Origin of the sequence: Dyella sp., from assembly GCF_035685805.1 — a bacterium.
Lineage (GTDB): Bacteria > Pseudomonadota > Gammaproteobacteria > Xanthomonadales > Rhodanobacteraceae > Dyella_A.
Map to the genome: position 1 here is coordinate 45,151 of NZ_DASSAB010000052.1, position 17,487 is coordinate 62,637.

Here is a 17,487-nt window from a genome sequence, read left to right on the forward strand (position 1 = left end):
CCCTTCTCGTCAGCCGTGTACGGATGGGTGCTGCGCTGTATCCGGCGTTTCGCACCCGGCCCAGATGCTGTTGGGGTCGCCCTCGCGCGCACGGCGCGCGCTTGCGCGGGCCAGCCACAGGAAAACCAGCGCCAGCAGCAACCCGGTCAGATCCACGCCCAGCACCGCGCCATGCGCCCCCGTCCAGGGATTGCGCACCCACGGACCCGCGTTGCGCGCCAGGTCCAGTAGCGCGGGCAGTGCCGTCATGGCGCTGCAGGCGAGCAGCAGATGGCGCACGGCTGTGGCCAGCGGCCGGATCGACACGTACGTACACGACACGGCGAACATGCCGTAGGCAGCCGCGCGCTGAAGCGTGTCCAGCGGCCACGCCCGTCCCTCGCCCAGCAGCGTGGCGAGGAACGCCGCCGAAATTCCCAGGCAACTGCCCAGACACACGCCGACCGTGGCGCGGCCCATCCAGAGCGTGCGGCGCGGCTGATCGCGGTGGCGTCGCTTGCGGCGCGACTCCACCCACAACAGGTTGCCCGAATAGAACAAGAACGCTCCCGCCAGGCCGAGCCCGAAATACATCCACTGCACCGCACGCCCCCCGAAACTGCCGAAGTGCAGCGCATACATCGACGAGTTGATGCTGCCATTGGCGCTGTAGGCGGGACCCACATGCACCTGGAGCACGCGACCGCTCTGTCCGTCCAGTGCCACCGTGCCGTAGGTGGCCAAGGTGCGCTGGGAGAGCCCACGCACCTCGACCACCGCGTGGCGATCGCCATAGTTGGAGAAGTGCACGTAGTCCGGCTCGAACTCGTCGACACCGGTTGCCAGCGCATGCGCGCGCGCGCGCGTCAGCAGCGCATCGACCGGCAGCATCGGCGCCGCCTCGCCGGCAGCTTCCCGTGGCGGCGCAGTCGCGATCGCCTGGGCGAACATCGTCGGCAGCGCGCCTTCGAATGCCACCGTGTTGAGCAATGCCAGCACCAGCGTGAACAGGCACATCAGCGCGCCGGTGACGGCAAAGATCATATGGAACGGCAGGCTCAGCACGCCGATGACATTGTGTGCATCCAGCCACAATCGCTTGAGGTTGTGACCCGGCCGCAACGCGAACAGGCCCTTCACCAGTCCCGGCAGGTGGATGACGATGCCCGAGACCAGGGCCAGCCCGTAAAGCATGCTGACCAGGCCCATCAGGTAAAGGCCCACCACCGGGATGCCGAGCGAGTCGTGCAGGGCGTAAATGAAATCGGCCAGGCTGCCGGCCGTGGGAGCGTCGGTGTCGCGCTCGAGCGCGTCGGCGGTCGCGAAGTGTTCCTCGCCATCGGCGGGCCAGTACATGTACGGCGGCTGCGCCGTGCCCGGTGGCGGCAGCACCAACCCGAAGTCGGCGCGCGCCTCCGGATGCACGGCAAGGAAGCGGTCGATCAGCGACTGCCGGCTCTCCACCGGCGACGCCGCACTGCGCCACGGCGGGTGCTGCCATGTCGCGATGTCGCCATGAAACACGGTGAGCGCGCCGGCGTAGAACGCCACGAACAGGAAGAACCCGGCCATCACGCCGGTCCACGTATGCACGAGCTGGAACGTGCGCAGCGTCGCTGCCTTCATGGGCCGCTCCAGCTCAGGCGTACGCCTTGCAGCAGCGCAAACGCGGCCGCATTCGCCAGGCCGAGCACCAGCCATGCACGCGCGCCCGACCGGAACAGATAACTCGCCGCCATCACGCCGGTCCACAGCGGAAAGAACGCGATCAGCGCCGCGATCACCCAGCCGGCACCCCGCGCCGGCGACAACGCCATGGCCAGCGCCAGCGTCATCGCGCTGAGCGGGAAGCCGAGCAGCACACCGGCGAGGCAGCGGCCGATCATCGTGCGCTCCGCGCCGCATCGCGCCGTCCGAGCCACCAGCCCAGATAGGGCGCCAGCACCCAGGCCAGCATCACCAGCGTGATGAATGCGGCGATTCCGGCGCCGACGCCCAGGATGCGACACCAGAGCATCACCGACAGCGCCAGCAGGAGTGCGCCGCTCCGCCGCGGCAACCGGGCAAGCGGCGCCCGGAGCCAGTTCTGCGCCGGGCTCCCCAGGTAGATCAGCCACGCGCCGGCTAGCACCAGCGCGGTTGCGCCGAGCAGGCTCATGGCGCGCCCCGTCGGCCGCGCCCGAGCGGGCAGTGGAACGTGCGCTTCGAAGATGACCGGCGGCGCACGGCTCAGAACCGCCAGTCGACGCGAAGCATGGCGCTGGCTGGGGCGCCGTAGTAGCCCTGCGCCCAGTACAGGCTGTTGATGTATTTCCGGCCGGTGACGTTGTCCAGGTTCAGCGTGGCGCTCCACGCCTGGTTGAAGTCGTAACGCGCCATCAGCCCCACCAGCGCGTAGCTGCCCTGGCGCGTGTAGATCTCGTTGCCGGCGGGGTCGAGCGCGGCCTGGTCGCGCGAGATCGCGCTCTGCCAACGCAACGAACCGCCGACCTTGAGTCCGTCGACCGCCGCGACCCGCACGCTGCTCGAAACGCGCAGCGTGCGCCGCGGCACGTAGGTGCGGGCGTCGGCACCCTCGGGGGTGTCGATCTGCAGTTGGGTGTAGCCGGCGCTGAGTTCCCAGTTGCGCGTCAGGCTGCCGGCGACGTCCAGCTCCCAGCCCTTGGCGATGGCGTCGGTGCCGCGGTAGTACGACTGGCCGGTGTCCGCGTGGAAGCCCGCGTATTCGGCGAAATTGTTCTGTCGCGTCCGGAACACCGCAGCGGTCGCGTTGAGGCGCTGGTCGAACCACGCGCCCTTGATGCCCGCTTCGACGTTGGAGCCGGTAATCGGATCGAGCACGCGGTGACCGGCATCGGTTTCGGTCTGTGGATTGAAGATGGCCGCGTAGCTCGCATAGGCGGAATAGTGCGCGCCCAGGTCGTAGACCAGCCCCGCGTAGGGCGTCGAGCGCGTCTGCTGGTAGGCGTGTGCCACGCCGTAGCTCAACCCGTCGCTGTGGATGCGGGTGATGCTGTCCCCGGTGATCAGGGTGAGCGGCTCGCCCAGGCTCCAGCGCGCCGTGACATAGGCGGACTGGCGGCGCGTGCGGAAGTGCGAGCCGTCGCTGTAGGCGTCGAACGCCGGCCGTGGATAGTTGCCGGTCCAGCGATCGATGTCCGGCAGCGGTGTGCCGATGTCGGCGCTGTAGTCGGAGCGTTCCTGATTGGTGTCGCGGGCCCAGTTGGCGCCGATCACCAGCTGGTGGGTGCGGCCGCCAAGCGAAAACGGGCCGCTGGCAAAGAGGTCGGCGTAGTCCTGGCGTTCGACACCGGTGTAGCGCGAGGGGTAGCTGAACAGGCCCAGCCCGGTCCCGGCGTCTGGAGTGCCGTAGATGTAGAACAGCTCGCTGGCGTTGCTCAGGCGGCGATGGTTGAGAGCTGCTTTCAGGTGCCAGTCGTTGCCCAGGCCCTGATCCAGCTGTACGAAGCTGCGGGTGTCGTCGATGTTCCAGTAGGACCAGTCGGCGGCAGGATTGGTTGCGCGATCGTAGTGGGTCGGCGAGCCGTCGGTGTTGTACAGCGCCAGCGCCCCCCACATCGGGTCTTTCGACTTGTCACGCTGCCAGGTGATGCCGGCGGTGAGCATGGTGTCGTCGGCGAGGTCGGCCTCCGCGATGCCCGAAAGCACGTGCTTGTGCGTGGTGTAGCGGTCCAGATAGCTGTCGCTGTCCTGATCGACCGCAACGAAGCGCCCGCGCACGCTGGCCGAGCGGTTCATTGCGCCGGACAGGTCCAGGTCGACCCGCCGGTGGTTCCAGCTGCCCACGGTCACGCCGACATTGCCCTGCAGCTCCGCCGTCGGCCGCTTGCGCACGAAGTTGACCGTGGCCGAAGGATTGCCCGTGAACGACAGCAACCCGTTGGCCCCCCGCAGCACTTCGATGTGGTCGTAGACGGCGGTGTCGATGTCACCCTGCTGGCCGCCACTGGTGAACGGCAGGCCCAGTCCGTCGACCAGGAAGTTGGTGATGTCGAAGCCGCGTGCGCTGTAGTAGGTCCGGTCGGTCTCGATCTTTTCCACGTTGATGCCGGTGGTCCGGGCGAGCACGTCATTGGCGCTGTCGAGGCCGAAATCGTCCATCTGCGCACGGGTGATCACGCTCACCGACTGAGGCGTTTCGCGGATCGACAGCGGCAGGCGCGTGGCGCTGGTCTGCGCCGCGGTGGTGTAGGAGCCGGTGCCTTCGGTGGAGAGGCTGTCGATGGTGGCGGTGGTCAGCACGCCCGGCAGTTCCTTGGCGTCGGCCACACGGGCCCCGCCCGGCACCAGCCGATAGTGTGCAGCGCCCAGCCGTACCGCCTGCCAGCCGGTTCCCGCGAGCAACCGGTAGAGCGCTTCGGCGGTGCGGAACTCACCGCGCAGGCCAGACGAGGACAGATCCGCCGGTACGCGATCCAGCCCGTCCAGTTGCACCCGGCTTTGCCGCGCAAAGGCATCCAGTGCGCCGCGCAGCGAATCGGCCTGCAGCCGGAAACCCTGCACCCGCACAGCGCCGTCGCCCGTCGCCGGTGTCCGGTCGGCTGCCATCGCCGCGCTGGTCGACAGCGACAGACACAGCACCACCGCCAGGGTCACAGCGCGGCGGCGCGAGCTTGCCGGCAAGCGGGATGGGCCGGACAGGTGCGCGGCGAACGGGTCGGACATGGACATGCAAGGGTTCCCTGTAACTGGCGAGAAGGTGACAAATGCGTTGGGCGCGAGTGCGGCGGCGACTGCGCGGCAGAGGCGCAACGGCCAAGGCTTGCTGCGCACGCAAATGATAATTACTCGCATTCAAACATGCAAAGGCGGGCCGCCCTTTCGACCGGCACCGCGGTCCTTACAACGAGGATCCGACTTCGGATCGCCGCATCAGCGAATCACGCCCTGCCGCGCAACCGGTACATCCACAGTCCGATGTACTCGTGCAGGCAGCGCGAGGTCAGCCATAGCGCGCTGCGGCGCGGGTGCCACTCCGGCTGCACGCGGTGGTAGCCCGTCTCGTGGCCGATCGACGGCGCCTCGATGACCTCCAGCCCCTGCCGCCGGAAGCTCGCCGCGGCGCGGGTCATGTGCATCGGCGAGGTCACCAGCAGCACGCGCTGCCAACCTTCGCGGCGTGCAATGGCCGCGGAGTAGCGGGCGTTCTGGTACGTGGTGGCGCTATCCGGCTCGAGCACCAGCGCCGCCGGCGGCACGCCCTGCTCTGCCAGTTCGCGGGCCATGTGCCGCGCCGCGCCATGGCCGCCGGAAAGAAGCACGTGGGGCGCCCTGCCCGTGCGGTACAACTGCAGGCCGAAGCCGACACGCGTGCCCTCTGTGTCGGCCGGGTCTTCGACCCAGTCGCGGTCGTTGGGCATGGCGCCGCCGCCGAGCACCACGATGGCATCAGCCTTGGGATACTCGCCTGCCGCTTTATCCGGGTAGCTGGCCGTCAGGCCTCGCTGCAGCATCAGGGCGAAGTTCGGCGACGCGCACAACACGAACCAGAACGCGCCGGCCGCCAGCAGCACGGCACCGGTGCGATAGCGTCGAATGAGTACGAAGAGCAGGCCGCCTGCCGCCACGAATGCGGCCTGATTCCATGGCCTGCTGAGGCGTTCGAGAACTTCGATGAGGATCATCGCCCTGAGGATCGGGCACGCCTTGCTGTCGCGCAAGACGTGCCGCGTCCGCCGTCACCGGACCGTTCATCCACAGCCATCCATCGCGATCGAGCAGCAGCCGGCATGCAATGGGTCAGCAAGCCGCGTGGATCGGTGCACTCGTGCCCCACGGCTGCGCAGGGTCGCGGACGCCTGCTTCTGCTGAACAAGACTTCAGGGCATCCGGCGGAGGCAGCGGGGCGATCGAGTGCAACAGGTGCTCGCTAGCCTTTCCGCCCTGTGCCACGATCCGTTGGGTCAAAGGGGAAATGCGATATGCCACGCGCCCGCATGCTCGATGTGTGCCGTCCGCCAGGAGTACTGGCGGTCACGCCGACGGGTTGCCATCGCCATGAATGATGCGCCAAGGATCGACCGGTTCATGTCCTTCATCCGCGAGCATCACTGGCGCCGCGGGATCAGCTGGTTCCTCGCCGAATTCGTGGTGGTGGTAGCCGGCGTGCTGGTGGCGCTGGCAGTCAGCGCGTGGTGGCAGGGTCGTCTGGATCGAGAGAACGAGAACGAGTACCTGCAACAGCTGGACGCCGATCTGCTGGCCACCGAAAACGACATGGAGCACGCCCAGGCGGTCCTTAACAAGAGGGCGCTTGCCGCCCATGTGATCACTCATGCGTTCTGGGGAGAGCGTCCTGCCAATGAGGCCGAACTGCTGCGGGATCTCGGCGCGCCATGGAGGTCGGCCCGGTACCGCCCCGTGCTGGGCAATATCGAGGCGCTGATCGCCACGGGCGACATCCATGTGATCCGCGCCGCCGCCCTGCGCACCGAACTGGTGGCCTATGACGAGTGGGCCAAGGCCAGGCTGGAAGACATCAGCCGCTACGACGAGACCTACTATCGCCCCGGCATCAACGCGCTGCTGACGCGGGCGGACCCGGCCAGCGCAAACGTGGACGCGTACCGCAAGAGGCTTGCAGGCAGACCGCACGCGTTCGACCTCACGCCAGCGGCCGCCACGGGAAGCGCGCCGTTTCCGATGGACCTGACGGCGCTGTTCAAGGACCGGGTCGTCTACAACGCCTACATGCAGATCGGGCTCGCCCATCGCAACCAGGCGGCCGAGTACGGCTTGATCCTGGAGCGCGCGCGACACCTGCATGCCGAGGTCTACCAGGCATTGCACGGAGTGGCCGAGCCGGGCAATTGCCAGCTGGTGCGCCGCGGCAACAGCGATGATTTCGTCGGTAGTTGCGGCAGCGCCTTCGCGGCGGCGTCCGGCGCCGACGGCGAGCTGACTCTTACGCTTCATCCGGTAGCAGCGATTGGCAGCGGCCGCTGGAAGCGCGACGACTTGCCGGCTGACGTCTGGGCCGGCGGCATGACAACCCGTTCTCCGGGCGAGGCCGCCATCGAGCTGGAAAGCTCGATTCTGAAGGAAGGCGTCCTGCGCACCCAGCTCGGGTGGTTTCGCGTACACGGCGTGGAGCAGGATCAGGACTACACGCGAGACCAGGGCAGCAGCCGCTTGAGCTTCCGCCTGGATACCCGCAGCGAGGTTCCGCCGAACGCCATGGATGTCGCCATCCTGCGCAAGGCCAAAGCGTTGCTTGCCGATGCGAGCCGCTGGGACCGCGAGGACGATCGTCAATGCACCCCCGCCAAGACGATGCTCAGCCTTTACTGCGCGATGCAGCAGGCCAGCATCAGCGAGAGCGGCGGGTTCCAGCACCGTCGCCCCGCGCTGCAAATCGTGAGGCGGCTGGTGGACGAACGCAGCGTCGGACGTGACTACAGCCACCGCATGCGCGACTACAACAACGACCCGCGCACCAGCCTCACGGATCTACAGACCCTGTTCGACGAAGCGATTGCCCGCGCGCAACGCCCAAGGGCGGAGCAAGGCGCGTCGGATGTGGAGCCATGATGCCGCGACCCTCTGCGCGCAGAGCGTCCGGCAAGCAAGGCCACTTCATCTGCTGCCCGTGAGGACACCCGCCACGGCCCGGTTTGCACCGGCCCGGGAGCTTTCGCCCGAGCCGATGAGGGGCTGGAGCCGTTGATCGGGCCGCCTGCGCACGATGCTCTCGTTGGATGAAGAACGCATCTGGCCGTTGTTGATTTACACGGGGGTGTCCGCCGCGGCCACGCGCTGCTTCCGGCTGGCCAACCGGGCAGGCGCGATCTAAACCAAGCAGATATTGCCGATGCAGGGGACCGCTGCAGGGTGAAACCGTCAGCGGCCTGCTGGCCGGCCGAAAGCTACTCGGCGCGAGCAGGTGGCGGATAAAGCGGCCGGCGAAACCGGGCAAGGCATCGAGCGGCGGCAGCGCCACCTGCCGGCCCTGCGTGATCTTGCCGCGATAACCGCCAGGTGCACGAGTTGCTGCACTGTCTCCAGCAAACTCGACGGCGCACCGTCGCGCAGCAGCGCTACCGTGCGCGAGCTTGCCGGCCGCATCGAGACCTTGGCGATGTTCGTCGAACCGCGCAAGCGCGTTCATCAGGCCGGCCTGCGGTGGCTGCCGCCATGGCGGCAAGAAAGGCACCTCGGCTCTGCGTCACGTCCACAACCACCATGGATGATCATCAGTCGACATGGCCGACTCTTCGTCGACCATCTGGTCGAGCGGCAGGTGTCCCGGCCCGGCATCGTCATGGCCGCGCCTGCACGGATGCAGGCAGGTCTGGACTGCTGGCAGGCGCGGCTACTTCTGCAACATCTGGCGGAATGCCGCCGTACTCATCGGCCGGCCGAGAAAATGCTCGATGAGTGCATCGGCGGGCTGCGAGCCGCCGGGGTCGAGCACGGCCTTGCGATAGGCCAGCGCCACCTGCGGGCTGCGCATGCCTTCGGCCCGGAAGCGGGTGAACAGATCCAGCGCGATCGCCTTGGACCAGACGTAGGTGTAATAAAACGAGCCGTAGTCCTCCAGGGCACCGAATGCCGCATAGGCATGCGCGCCTTCTGGCGTGGGCACCGGTCCGTAAGGGTCGTACAGCTGGAGCCACATCGGCGCCAGGGCGAAGCCGGCTGGCCGGTCGTGGAAGCCCAGCGAGACGTTGGCCAGCCCCAGCTGCCGGCGCCAGAAACTGGCTTCGCCAAAGTGGCGCGCGGCATTCATCCTGGCCACCAGCGCCACCGGAATCGGTTCGCCCTTCGCGTTGGTCGCAAAGCGCCGCAGGGTGTCGGCGTCCCAGATCCATTCCTCCAGCAGCTGCGACGGCGCCTCGATGAAGTCCCACTGCAGGGTCATCATGCTTTGGGAAACGTACTGCTGGTGGCCCGAATACAGCACGTGCAGCAGATGGCCAAACTCGTGCAGGAAGGTCCTCACGCCGGCGTGGTCGATCGGACCGGTCGCCGCCAGATTGCAGACCAGCCCGGCCAGCGGGATCTGCCCGCTGGAAAGGCCCATTCGCACGGCCGCGGTTTTCGCGTGCTGGAATTTCCCCGCGCGCGAATGCATGTCCAGGAAGAACCGGCCCACGAGCTTGCCGTGGTCGTACAGCTCGTAGCCCTCCACGTCGCTCGACCAGAAGTGCGCCCCCTTCCACGGCCGGATGTCGGCGCCGAAGAGGTCGTGCACCAGCGCGAACACGCCATCGCGCGTCTTGGTGTAGCTGAAGTACTGCCGTACCTGTGTTTCATCCAGGCCGTATTCGCGCCGGGTCACGATGTCGGTGAGGTAGCTGGTGTTCCATGGCTGCAGGGTGGTCTCACCTGGCATCAGCCGCTTCTGTTCGGCCAGCAGCACCGCGTTGTCGCGTTCCGATCCGGCGATTGCCGCGGCGGCAATGCTGTCGAGGAATGCCTTCACGTGCTGCGGCGTGCCGACCATCTTGTCGGCGGTATCCAGCGCGGCGAAGCTCGGATAGCCCAGCAGGCGGGCCAGTTCGGCGCGTCTGGCCAGCAGCGTCTCGAGGGTTGCCTCGTTGGCGGGCCAGGCGCGGTTGGCGAAACGCAGGTACATCTGCTTGCGCACCGCCTCGTGGTCGGCGAACTCGATCAGCGGATTGGCATCCAGCGCCACGGTGCGAATGTGGATCAGGCCATCGGCCGATGGCTTGTGCGCGTCGATGTAGTCCTGCGGCATGCCGGCCAGGTCGTCCACCGACGCGAGGGTGATCTCGCTCTTGTCCTCGGCGAGGTTGCGCTGGAACGCGAGGCCGGCCTCGGCGATCTGCTTTTTCAGCACAGCGACCCGGGTGCGCGTCGCTGCGTCCTTGTCGACGCCGGCCAGTCGGTAGTTGCGCAGGATCTTCTGCAGCGCGTACGCCGCCGCTGGCGCCAGCCCCGCCGTGGGAATGGCCGCAAGGCGGTCATAGATCGGCCGGGACAACGACACGCCGGCCGCCTTCTCCGCCAGCTTGCCGGCACAGGCCCGGGCGGCATCCCGGACCGCGTGGTCCGGATGCGTCGCGCCCACCAGATCCATCTCCAGCGCGCCCACCATCATCACGTTGGCCAGCTCGTCGTAGGCCTGGAAGTCCTGCGCCATTCCGGCCGGGCCGGTACGCGCCTCCAGCGACGCGCGCAGAGCATCTTCCAGCTGCAACGACCGGCTGCAGCGCCGCTGCACGGCATCGGCCGAGGCCGGAGCCAGCAAAGGCGTCGCCACGAAAGATGCGGCCTCAGACGGCGCCGCGGCCGCCTGCGCGGATGGCGCAAGCCCAGCCAGGCCCACGGTGAAAAACACCGAAACCATCCACTTCATCTGCGCTTCCCCGTCGTGTGATGGAAAGCACCGACGCGTCGTTCGGCGTGATCGGGATCTCCTGGCCGCACCTTAACAACAAACCCGGCCGACACCGACATGCGCCGCGTCGCGTGGGCGAGGCGGCGCAAGCGCCCGCACCATGCCGGGCGCGCGCCGGGCGCAACGCATCCCGAGGGGCGTGCAGCGGGTGGATTGCACGCGATGGCCCGGGCGCGGCCCGACACGCGCCCCCAAAGGTGACGGCCGGCGCGGCGGCTCGCGGGCACCCGGAGCCGATGAATACGTATGCAGACGCTGGTTGCTGCACTGCGATGCTGCCTAGCATCGGTGGGCTCGCGCCGCGGCGGCGCGGGTGCGTGTTGCGCTCGCAGCATGCGGGGGTTGGCGCGGCGTGACATAACGGGCGCCGGTATCGCTTGAGGAGACACACCATGACCATCGCCGCTTCCACCGCCGTCGACGCGGTGCGCCCATGCTGAGCGCGCTGCTGGCCGCCGCCATGGTGACCACGCCACCCGCGGCACCACCGGTCTGGCGTGACGGACTGGACTGGCACGGCGTGCACGTCAGCGTGAGTACCGACGCCTCCGGCGCGACCACCGTGGCCTGGCCCTACGGCCAGCGCGTGATCGACAAGCAGCCGCTGGCCACCGACACCGCGAGCGCGCTCTTCAACGGCCTGTTCGCCATGGCGCAGGACGATCTGACGCAGGATTCGGTCACCGCCATTCGCGACGGCGCCTTCGACCACGGCCAGCCGATTCCCTGCCACTGCTTCGAGACCGGCCTGAAGTGGCCGTATGTGTGGACCCGCGATCTCGCCTACGCCATCGACCTGGGGCTGTGGCGGTTCGATGCCGCGCGCGCCCGCAACGGCCTGAAGTTCAAGCTGTCGGAGGTGCGCGGCCCCACGGCGGGGCAGGAGCCCGTTTCGGACCAGCGCATCGTGATGCAGGACACCGGCTCGGGCGGCAGCTGGCCAATCAGCACCGACCGCGTAGTGTGGTTCCTGGGCGCGAAGCATCTGCTCGACGAGCCCGCGTTTGCCGCGGACGTGACCCGCGCGCTGGGCGATACGCTGGCGCAGGATCGCCGTTATGCGTTCGACGACACCTTTGGCCTGTACCGCGGCGAGACCTCGTTCCTGGACTGGCGCGAGCAGACCTATCCGGACTGGACCGCCGACTCGGTCGGCTTCATCGCCCAGTCGTTCTCGCTCTCCACCAACGTGCTGCACTACCAGGCGCTGGCGATGGCGGCCAAGCTTGCAGACAAGCGCGGTGACTCCGCCGCAGCACGCGGTTACCGCGACCAGGCCGACGCGCTGAAGCGCTCGATCAACACCCATTTCTGGCGCGCGGACCGCGGCCTGTACATGAGCTACCTGGGCGGCGACGGCCTGCCCGTGGAAAGCTACGACCTGCTCGGCATCGCGCTGGCGATCACCAGCGGCGTGGCCGAGGGCAAGCGTGCGGCGCAGGCCTTGGCCAACTACCCGACCTGGCCCGCCGGCAGCCCGGTGATCTGGCCGGAACGGCCCGACCAGCCGATCTACCACAACCGTGCCATCTGGCCGTTCGTCAGCGCCTACGCGCTGCGCGCGGCGCGGGCGGTGGACCAGCCCACTCGGATTGCCCACGAGATCACCTCGGTGATGCGCGGCGCAGCGCTGTACGGCTCCAACATGGAGAACTACGAGCTGCTCACCCAGGGCCAGCACGTGGATGAAGGCAAGCTCAGCGGGCCGGTGGTCAACTCGCCACGCCAGCTGTGGTCGGTGGGCGCGTACCTCGCCATCGTCACCGAGGGCGTGTTCGGCCTGAACCCGGACGGCTCGGTGCAGCCGAAGCTGCCCGTTTCGCTGGTGCCGATGCTGTTCGGCGATCGCGACAGCATCTCGATCACCCTGCCCGACCGCACCATCACGCTGCAGCTCCCCGCGCAGCGCAGCGGCAACCTGCTGGTGGCCGACCGCGTGTCCACCCGCGGCAACGCCACCACGGTATTGCTCAAGGCGATCAACGTGAAGGACGTGCCGCTGCGCACCGATGCGCCGCTGTACGCGCCCGCGGCGCCGTCGGCGCCTTCCGTCACCCACGGCAAGAACGGCTGGGCGGTTACCACCGACGGCCCCGTGCAGCTTTACGTCAACGGGCACCGCGCGCAGACGGTGGACGGCAGCGGTTCGCTCGCCGCCACAGGCGCACTGACCTGCGTGCGCGCCACGCGCATCGACCCGCACGGCATGGAATCCCTGCCCAGCCCCGCCACCTGCGTTGGCGAACTGCCGCCGGTCACCGGTGACTGGCCCCGTCGCTGGACGGCACCGGCCAGCGGCACGTACCGGGTGTCGCTCAACTACGTCAACGATCACGGCCCGATCAACACGGGCATCACCGCCGCGGTCAAGATGCTTTCCATCCGCTGCGACGACAGCAAGGTGCAGCGCGTGCCGATCTTGATGCCACACAGCGTGCGCGAGGAGCGCTCGACCTGGGGCCAGTTCACGGCCGAGAAGGGCGCCGTGTGCCAGTTCGCGCTCGAGGACGGCTTCAACATGAGCTACCTCAGCCACTTCGCCCACTACACCGGCGGCGTCGGCGGCGCCGACGGCCCGCTCAACCAGGCCGATGTGCGCGGCCTGGTCATTGCACCACTCGACGACGCATCACCCAGCAAGGGCAGCACCCCATGAGCAAGGCCAAACCGGAACTCTCGTTCTGGCAGATATGGAACATGTGTTTCGGCTTCCTGGGCATCCAGTTCGGCTTTGCGTTGCAGAACGCCAACGTCAGCCGGATCTTCCAGACGCTGGGGGCGAACGTCGACCAGATCCCCGCGCTGTGGATCGCCGCGCCGCTCACCGGGCTGATCGTGCAGCCGATCATCGGCTACTTCTCCGACCGCACCTGGAACCGCTTCGGCCGCCGCCGGCCGTACTTCTTCGCCGGTGCGGTGCTGGCCACGCTCGCCCTGCTGGCGATGCCCAACTCACCCACGCTGTGGATCGCCGCGGGGCTGCTGTGGATCATGGACGCCTCGTTCAACGTGTCGATGGAGCCGTTCCGCGCGTTCGTGGGCGACCAGCTGCCACCGCAGCAGCGGCCGCTCGGCTACTCGATGCAAAGCGTGTTCATCGGCGTCGGCGCGGTGGTCGCCTCGTTCCTGCCCTACGTGCTCACCCATTTCGGCGTCGCCAACACGGCGCCGGCCGGCCAGGTGCCGAACTCGGTGAAGTACGCCTTCTACTTCGGCGGCGCGGTGCTGCTGGGCGCCATGGCGTGGACCATCCTGACCACCCGCGAATACCCGCCGGACCAGCTGGAGTCTTTCAGCGACAACCGCACCGAAGACGCGCCCGTGGCGGTGGCCGGCGCGTGGAAGATCGGCGCGCTGTTCCTCGCGCTGGGCGCGATCGGCCTGGCGCTGATCGGCACGCTGGGGCTGGAGAAGGAGCTCTACCTGCTGGCCGGCGGACTGGTGGTGTTCGGCGCGCTGTTCGTGTGGCTCTCGGCCACCCGCAGCGGCGGCGCGGCGCGGCAGATCATGGGCGACCTCTACGGCATGCCCGCGCCGATGCGCCGGCTCAACTGGGTGCAGTTCTTCTCCTGGTTCGCCATGTTCGCCATGTGGATCAACACCACGCCCGCGGTGGCCGAACACTTCTACGGCAGCAGCGACACCACCTCGGCCGCCTACAACGAGGGCGCAAACTGGGTCGGCGTGCTGATGGGTACCTACAACGGCGTGGGCGTGATCGCCGCCATCGTCATCCCGATCATGGTGCGCGCGATGGGCCTGCGCATGAGCCACCTGGTGAACCTGTGGCTGGGCGGCCTGGGGCTGATGTCGTTCCTGGTGATCCGCGACCCGCAGTGGCTGATCGCCTCGATGGTCGGCGTCGGTTTTGCCTGGGCGTCGATCCTCTCGCTGCCCTACGCGATGCTCTCGGACAACCTGCCCGCCGCGAAGATGGGCGTCTACATGGGCATCTTCAATTTCTTCATCGTGATCCCGCAGCTGCTCGCCGCCAGCGTGCTCGGCGTGCTGCTGAAACTGTTTTTCCACAACCAGCCGATCTGGGCGCTGGGCATGGGCGGCGCGAGCCTGATCATCGCTGGCCTATGCACGCTGCGCGTGCCGCGGATGGAAGCCGCCTGATATTGCCGCACCCCATGTAGGAGCCCGCTCGCGGGCGATGCTGTTGGCTCTTTGCTTCGATGTGGATCAGGAGCAAGGGCATCGCACCCGAGCGGGCTCCTGCAAAAAAACGCACCACGGAAACCAAACCATGATCGCCAAGCGCCTGCTCCCCGCCCTCGTCGCCACGCTCGCCTGCGGCCTCGCCTACGCCGCCACGCCGGCCAGCGAGCCTGTCTTCGTCGGTACCGACGCGCCGATGGCGTCGAACGCGATCTACTTCGTGCTCACCGACCGCTTCGTCAACGGCGACAAGGCTAACGACCACCGCGACCAGGGCGGCGCCCACCCCACCTGGGACATCCCCGTGCCCGGCGCACCTAAGGGCGAGAGCGCCAACATCGGCTACCTCGGCGGCGACTTCCAGGGCGTGCTGGACAACGCCGGCTACATCAAGGGCATGGGTTTCGGCGCGGTGTGGATCACGCCCATCGTCGACAACCCGGACCAGGCGTTCACCGGTGGCGATCCGGTGAGCTGGGGCTCCAAGTTCACCGACCGCGGCAAAACCGGCTTCCACGGCTACTGGGGCGTCAACTTCTACAAGGTGGACGAACACCTGCCGAGCAAGGGTCTGGATTACCGCCAGTTCACCACGCAGATGCACGCCGCCGACCTCAAGGTGGTGCAGGACATCGTGGTCAACCACGGCTCGCCCGCCTTCACCATGCCGCAGAAGCAGCCGCAGTTCGGGCAGATCTTCGACCAGAACGGCACGCTGATCGCCGACGAGCAGAACCTCGCGCCGTACCAGCTCGATCCGCTACGCAATCCGCTGCACCGCTTCTATCACGCGTACGACGACCTGGCGCAGCTGTCCAACAACGACGACCAGAACCCCGCGGTGCTCGACTACATGGTCGGTGCCTACGAGCAGTGGATCGACCAGGGCGCCGACGCCTTCCGCATCGACACCATCAGCCACATGTCCACCGCGTTCTGGAAGCAGTTCAGCGACCGCATCCGCGCCAAGTACCCCGGCTTCTTCATGTACGGCGAGGCGTTCGACTACAGCCCGGACAACATCGGCCAGTACACCTGGCCACAGAACGGCGCCATCAGCCTGCTCGACTTCCCGCTGCGCGGGCGCATCGGCGAGGTGTTCGAGCACGCCGACAGCGACTACGCCAGGATCCTCGACCGCCTCTACCTCACCAACGGCCCGTACCAGAACCCGTACGAGCTGGTCACCTTCTACGACAACCACGACATGGCGCGCTTGAACGCCAGCGACCACGGCTTCATCGACGCCAACAACTTTCTGTTCACCGCGCGCGGCATTCCGGCCATCTACTACGGCTCGGAAACCGGCTTCGAGCGCGGCAAGGCCGAGCACGAAGGCAACCGCAACTACTTCGGGCAGGCGCGCATCGACGCGGCACCGAAGAGCCCGATCTACCAGCACCTCAAGCGCATCGCCACACTGCGCGAAAAAACACCTGCCCTGCAGCGCGGCCTGATGCTGCCCATCCGCTTCGCCGGCCAGCAGGCGGCGTTCTATCGCGTCTGCCAGCAGGGCGACGTGCACCAGATCGCCCTCGTGCTGCTCAACAAGGGCGACCAGCCGGCCACATTCGACGTGAGCGACAAGCTGCAGGCCGGCGAGTGGAAGCCGGCGTTCGGTGGCAAGGCGATCAACGTGGCAGACGGCGGCACGCTAAAAGCCAGTGTTGCCGCGCACGATGTGCAGGTCTACCTGCTCGATGCGCAGGCGACGCGGACGGATCTGGTGGCGGAACTGACGCGATTGATGGAGGAGCGGGGGCATCCGGAGAAGTGAGGCTGCGGGCCGGAACACTCGCGACCAAGACGCCTTCATCTCACGCACAGACACTCGAATGGGGCGAGTCTTCGCCGCCTCTGCCCCCCTCCATACGGTTTATTTCGCCAGATGTGGACGAATAAGACATAGCGTGCAGCTTCGCGACATATGCGAAGTCGATCATCAGCAGCGAGGCCAGCGCCACAGGTGCGCCAAGCGCCTGATCGAGCGTGAGAATATCCCGCTTGACGAGAGCCGCTGGAACGCCGCAGGCTCCCTGCATATGCCCCGATGTGGGGCCTACTAAGCGTTAGGCCCGATGAACCGCGAAGCGATACTTCTCGTCATTGATGTTCTAATTCGAGCCAGCTTTGGCCTGTCGGCACTTTTATGTCTTCGCTACCTCTGGCGAAGCTTCAGGCGAGACTTCGTCTACATCAACGGTCAGGTTGCTAATCGTAAAGCTGAGCCCCTTGGATTTTGGCTTGCCGTAATTTCGCTCGTAGGAGTGGTAGGCTTGAGTAGTTACGTTGTGTTAAATGGCCTCTAAGCTGCGCGTCCGACCGAAGCCTAACTGAACAATCAAGCCGACCGCTGACGCGGCGGCTTATTTTTAGCGTTCGATTGCACATATGGTTCGTCTCAATTGTTCAGGCATCACCTTCGGCTCGCAGCTTGACGAAGATCACCTGTTCTCTTGGGCTTCGGAGATTTCATGCGTGGTCCGCTGGGAGCAGGACACTCTCATAGTGAGGTCGCTCCGTATCTCTGAGGCAAACTTGCGCGATCTTCTTGCTCTCTTTTGGCGTTACGGCAAACCAATGGGGCAATTGGCTCAGTTCCAGAGCAACAAGAATGTGGGTTGGTTTGCGGCACCAAAGGCCTACTGGCACAAAAAAGTGTTCGGCAGGCAATCTAACAATTCGTTCAAGGCGGACGGCTTCGCCGCCGCTTAACTCAAGCGTTAGACAACAGGAGAGACAATATGGAAGTTGCAGCGAAGAGCTATCTGCCTGGCGTGCTTAGCGGCATTCTGGTCAGCTATGTCTCGGTCTACTCGATCGCAGTGTGTGCCGCAATTGCCATGCCTCGTTGGTTTCCCATTGCGCTATGGCAGGTGGTCGTCGTATTCGGGCTTGGCGCCTTTATGCCTACGCTCGTAATCTACCTCTTCACTTTGCTCGTCATGCGACCGGACCAT

The 17,487-nt window shown here is 66.8% G+C and carries 12 protein-coding genes; 6 read left to right on the top strand and 6 right to left on the bottom strand.

Annotation, left to right across the window (positions count from 1 at the left end):
* Positions 1–9 precede the first annotated feature (9 nt).
* The 5 genes from VFG40_RS15695 to VFG40_RS15715 form a co-directional block, all read right to left on the bottom strand.
* The gene (locus tag VFG40_RS15695) at positions 10–1,605 is read right to left on the bottom strand and encodes a PepSY-associated TM helix domain-containing protein (RefSeq protein WP_324899196.1); all 1,596 of its coding nucleotides are present in this window, start codon (positions 1,603–1,605) and stop codon (positions 10–12) included.
* On the bottom strand, positions 1,602–1,865 hold the full coding sequence (locus VFG40_RS15700) for a hypothetical protein (protein ID WP_324899198.1): 264 nt from the start codon (positions 1,863–1,865) through the stop codon (positions 1,602–1,604). Before VFG40_RS15700 ends, VFG40_RS15695 begins: the two co-directional genes overlap by 4 nt.
* Positions 1,862–2,137, bottom strand: coding sequence for a hypothetical protein (locus tag VFG40_RS15705; protein WP_324899200.1), 276 nt, complete (start codon positions 2,135–2,137; stop codon positions 1,862–1,864). The genes VFG40_RS15700 and VFG40_RS15705 overlap by 4 nt, the downstream gene beginning before the upstream one ends.
* 71 nt (positions 2,138–2,208) lie before the next feature.
* The gene (locus tag VFG40_RS15710) at positions 2,209–4,671 is read right to left on the bottom strand and encodes a TonB-dependent siderophore receptor (RefSeq protein ID WP_324899202.1); all 2,463 of its coding nucleotides are present in this window, start codon (positions 4,669–4,671) and stop codon (positions 2,209–2,211) included.
* A gap of 209 nt (positions 4,672–4,880) precedes the next feature.
* On the bottom strand, positions 4,881–5,624 hold the full coding sequence (locus tag VFG40_RS15715) for a YdcF family protein (protein ID WP_324899204.1): 744 nt from the start codon (positions 5,622–5,624) through the stop codon (positions 4,881–4,883).
* Positions 5,625–6,027: 403 nt separating this feature from the next.
* Here VFG40_RS15715 and VFG40_RS15720 point away from each other — a divergent pair, with 403 nt between their 5' ends.
* Positions 6,028–7,530, top strand: coding sequence for a DUF6197 family protein (locus tag VFG40_RS15720; RefSeq protein WP_324899206.1), 1,503 nt, complete (start codon positions 6,028–6,030; stop codon positions 7,528–7,530).
* Positions 7,531–8,311: 781 nt separating this feature from the next.
* Here the strand turns inward: VFG40_RS15720 and VFG40_RS15725 are convergent.
* Entirely contained in the window at positions 8,312–10,225 is a 1,914-nt protein-coding gene (locus VFG40_RS15725) for a M3 family metallopeptidase (protein WP_324899209.1), read from the bottom strand.
* Between the two features lie 571 nt (positions 10,226–10,796).
* Here VFG40_RS15725 and VFG40_RS15730 point away from each other — a divergent pair.
* The 5 genes from VFG40_RS15730 to VFG40_RS15750 all read left to right on the top strand — a co-directional run.
* The gene (locus tag VFG40_RS15730; protein ID WP_324899211.1) at positions 10,797–13,019 is read left to right on the top strand and encodes a glucosidase family protein; all 2,223 of its coding nucleotides are present in this window, start codon (positions 10,797–10,799) and stop codon (positions 13,017–13,019) included.
* Positions 13,016–14,485 carry an MFS transporter gene (locus VFG40_RS15735; RefSeq protein WP_324899213.1) on the top strand — a complete coding sequence of 490 codons (1,470 nt, stop codon included), beginning with the start codon at positions 13,016–13,018 and terminating at the stop codon, positions 14,483–14,485. The genes VFG40_RS15730 and VFG40_RS15735 overlap by 4 nt, the downstream gene beginning before the upstream one ends.
* 130 nt (positions 14,486–14,615) lie before the next feature.
* The gene (locus tag VFG40_RS15740; protein ID WP_324899215.1) at positions 14,616–16,304 is read left to right on the top strand and encodes an alpha-amylase family glycosyl hydrolase; all 1,689 of its coding nucleotides are present in this window, start codon (positions 14,616–14,618) and stop codon (positions 16,302–16,304) included.
* A 614-nt stretch (positions 16,305–16,918) separates the two neighbouring features.
* Positions 16,919–17,242: a hypothetical protein gene (locus VFG40_RS15745; protein ID WP_324899218.1), complete on the top strand. Its 324-nt coding sequence runs from the start codon at positions 16,919–16,921 to the stop codon at positions 17,240–17,242.
* 29 nt (positions 17,243–17,271) lie between these two features.
* On the top strand, positions 17,272–17,487 hold a 216-nt coding region (locus tag VFG40_RS15750; RefSeq protein WP_324895389.1), incomplete at its 3' end, for a hypothetical protein.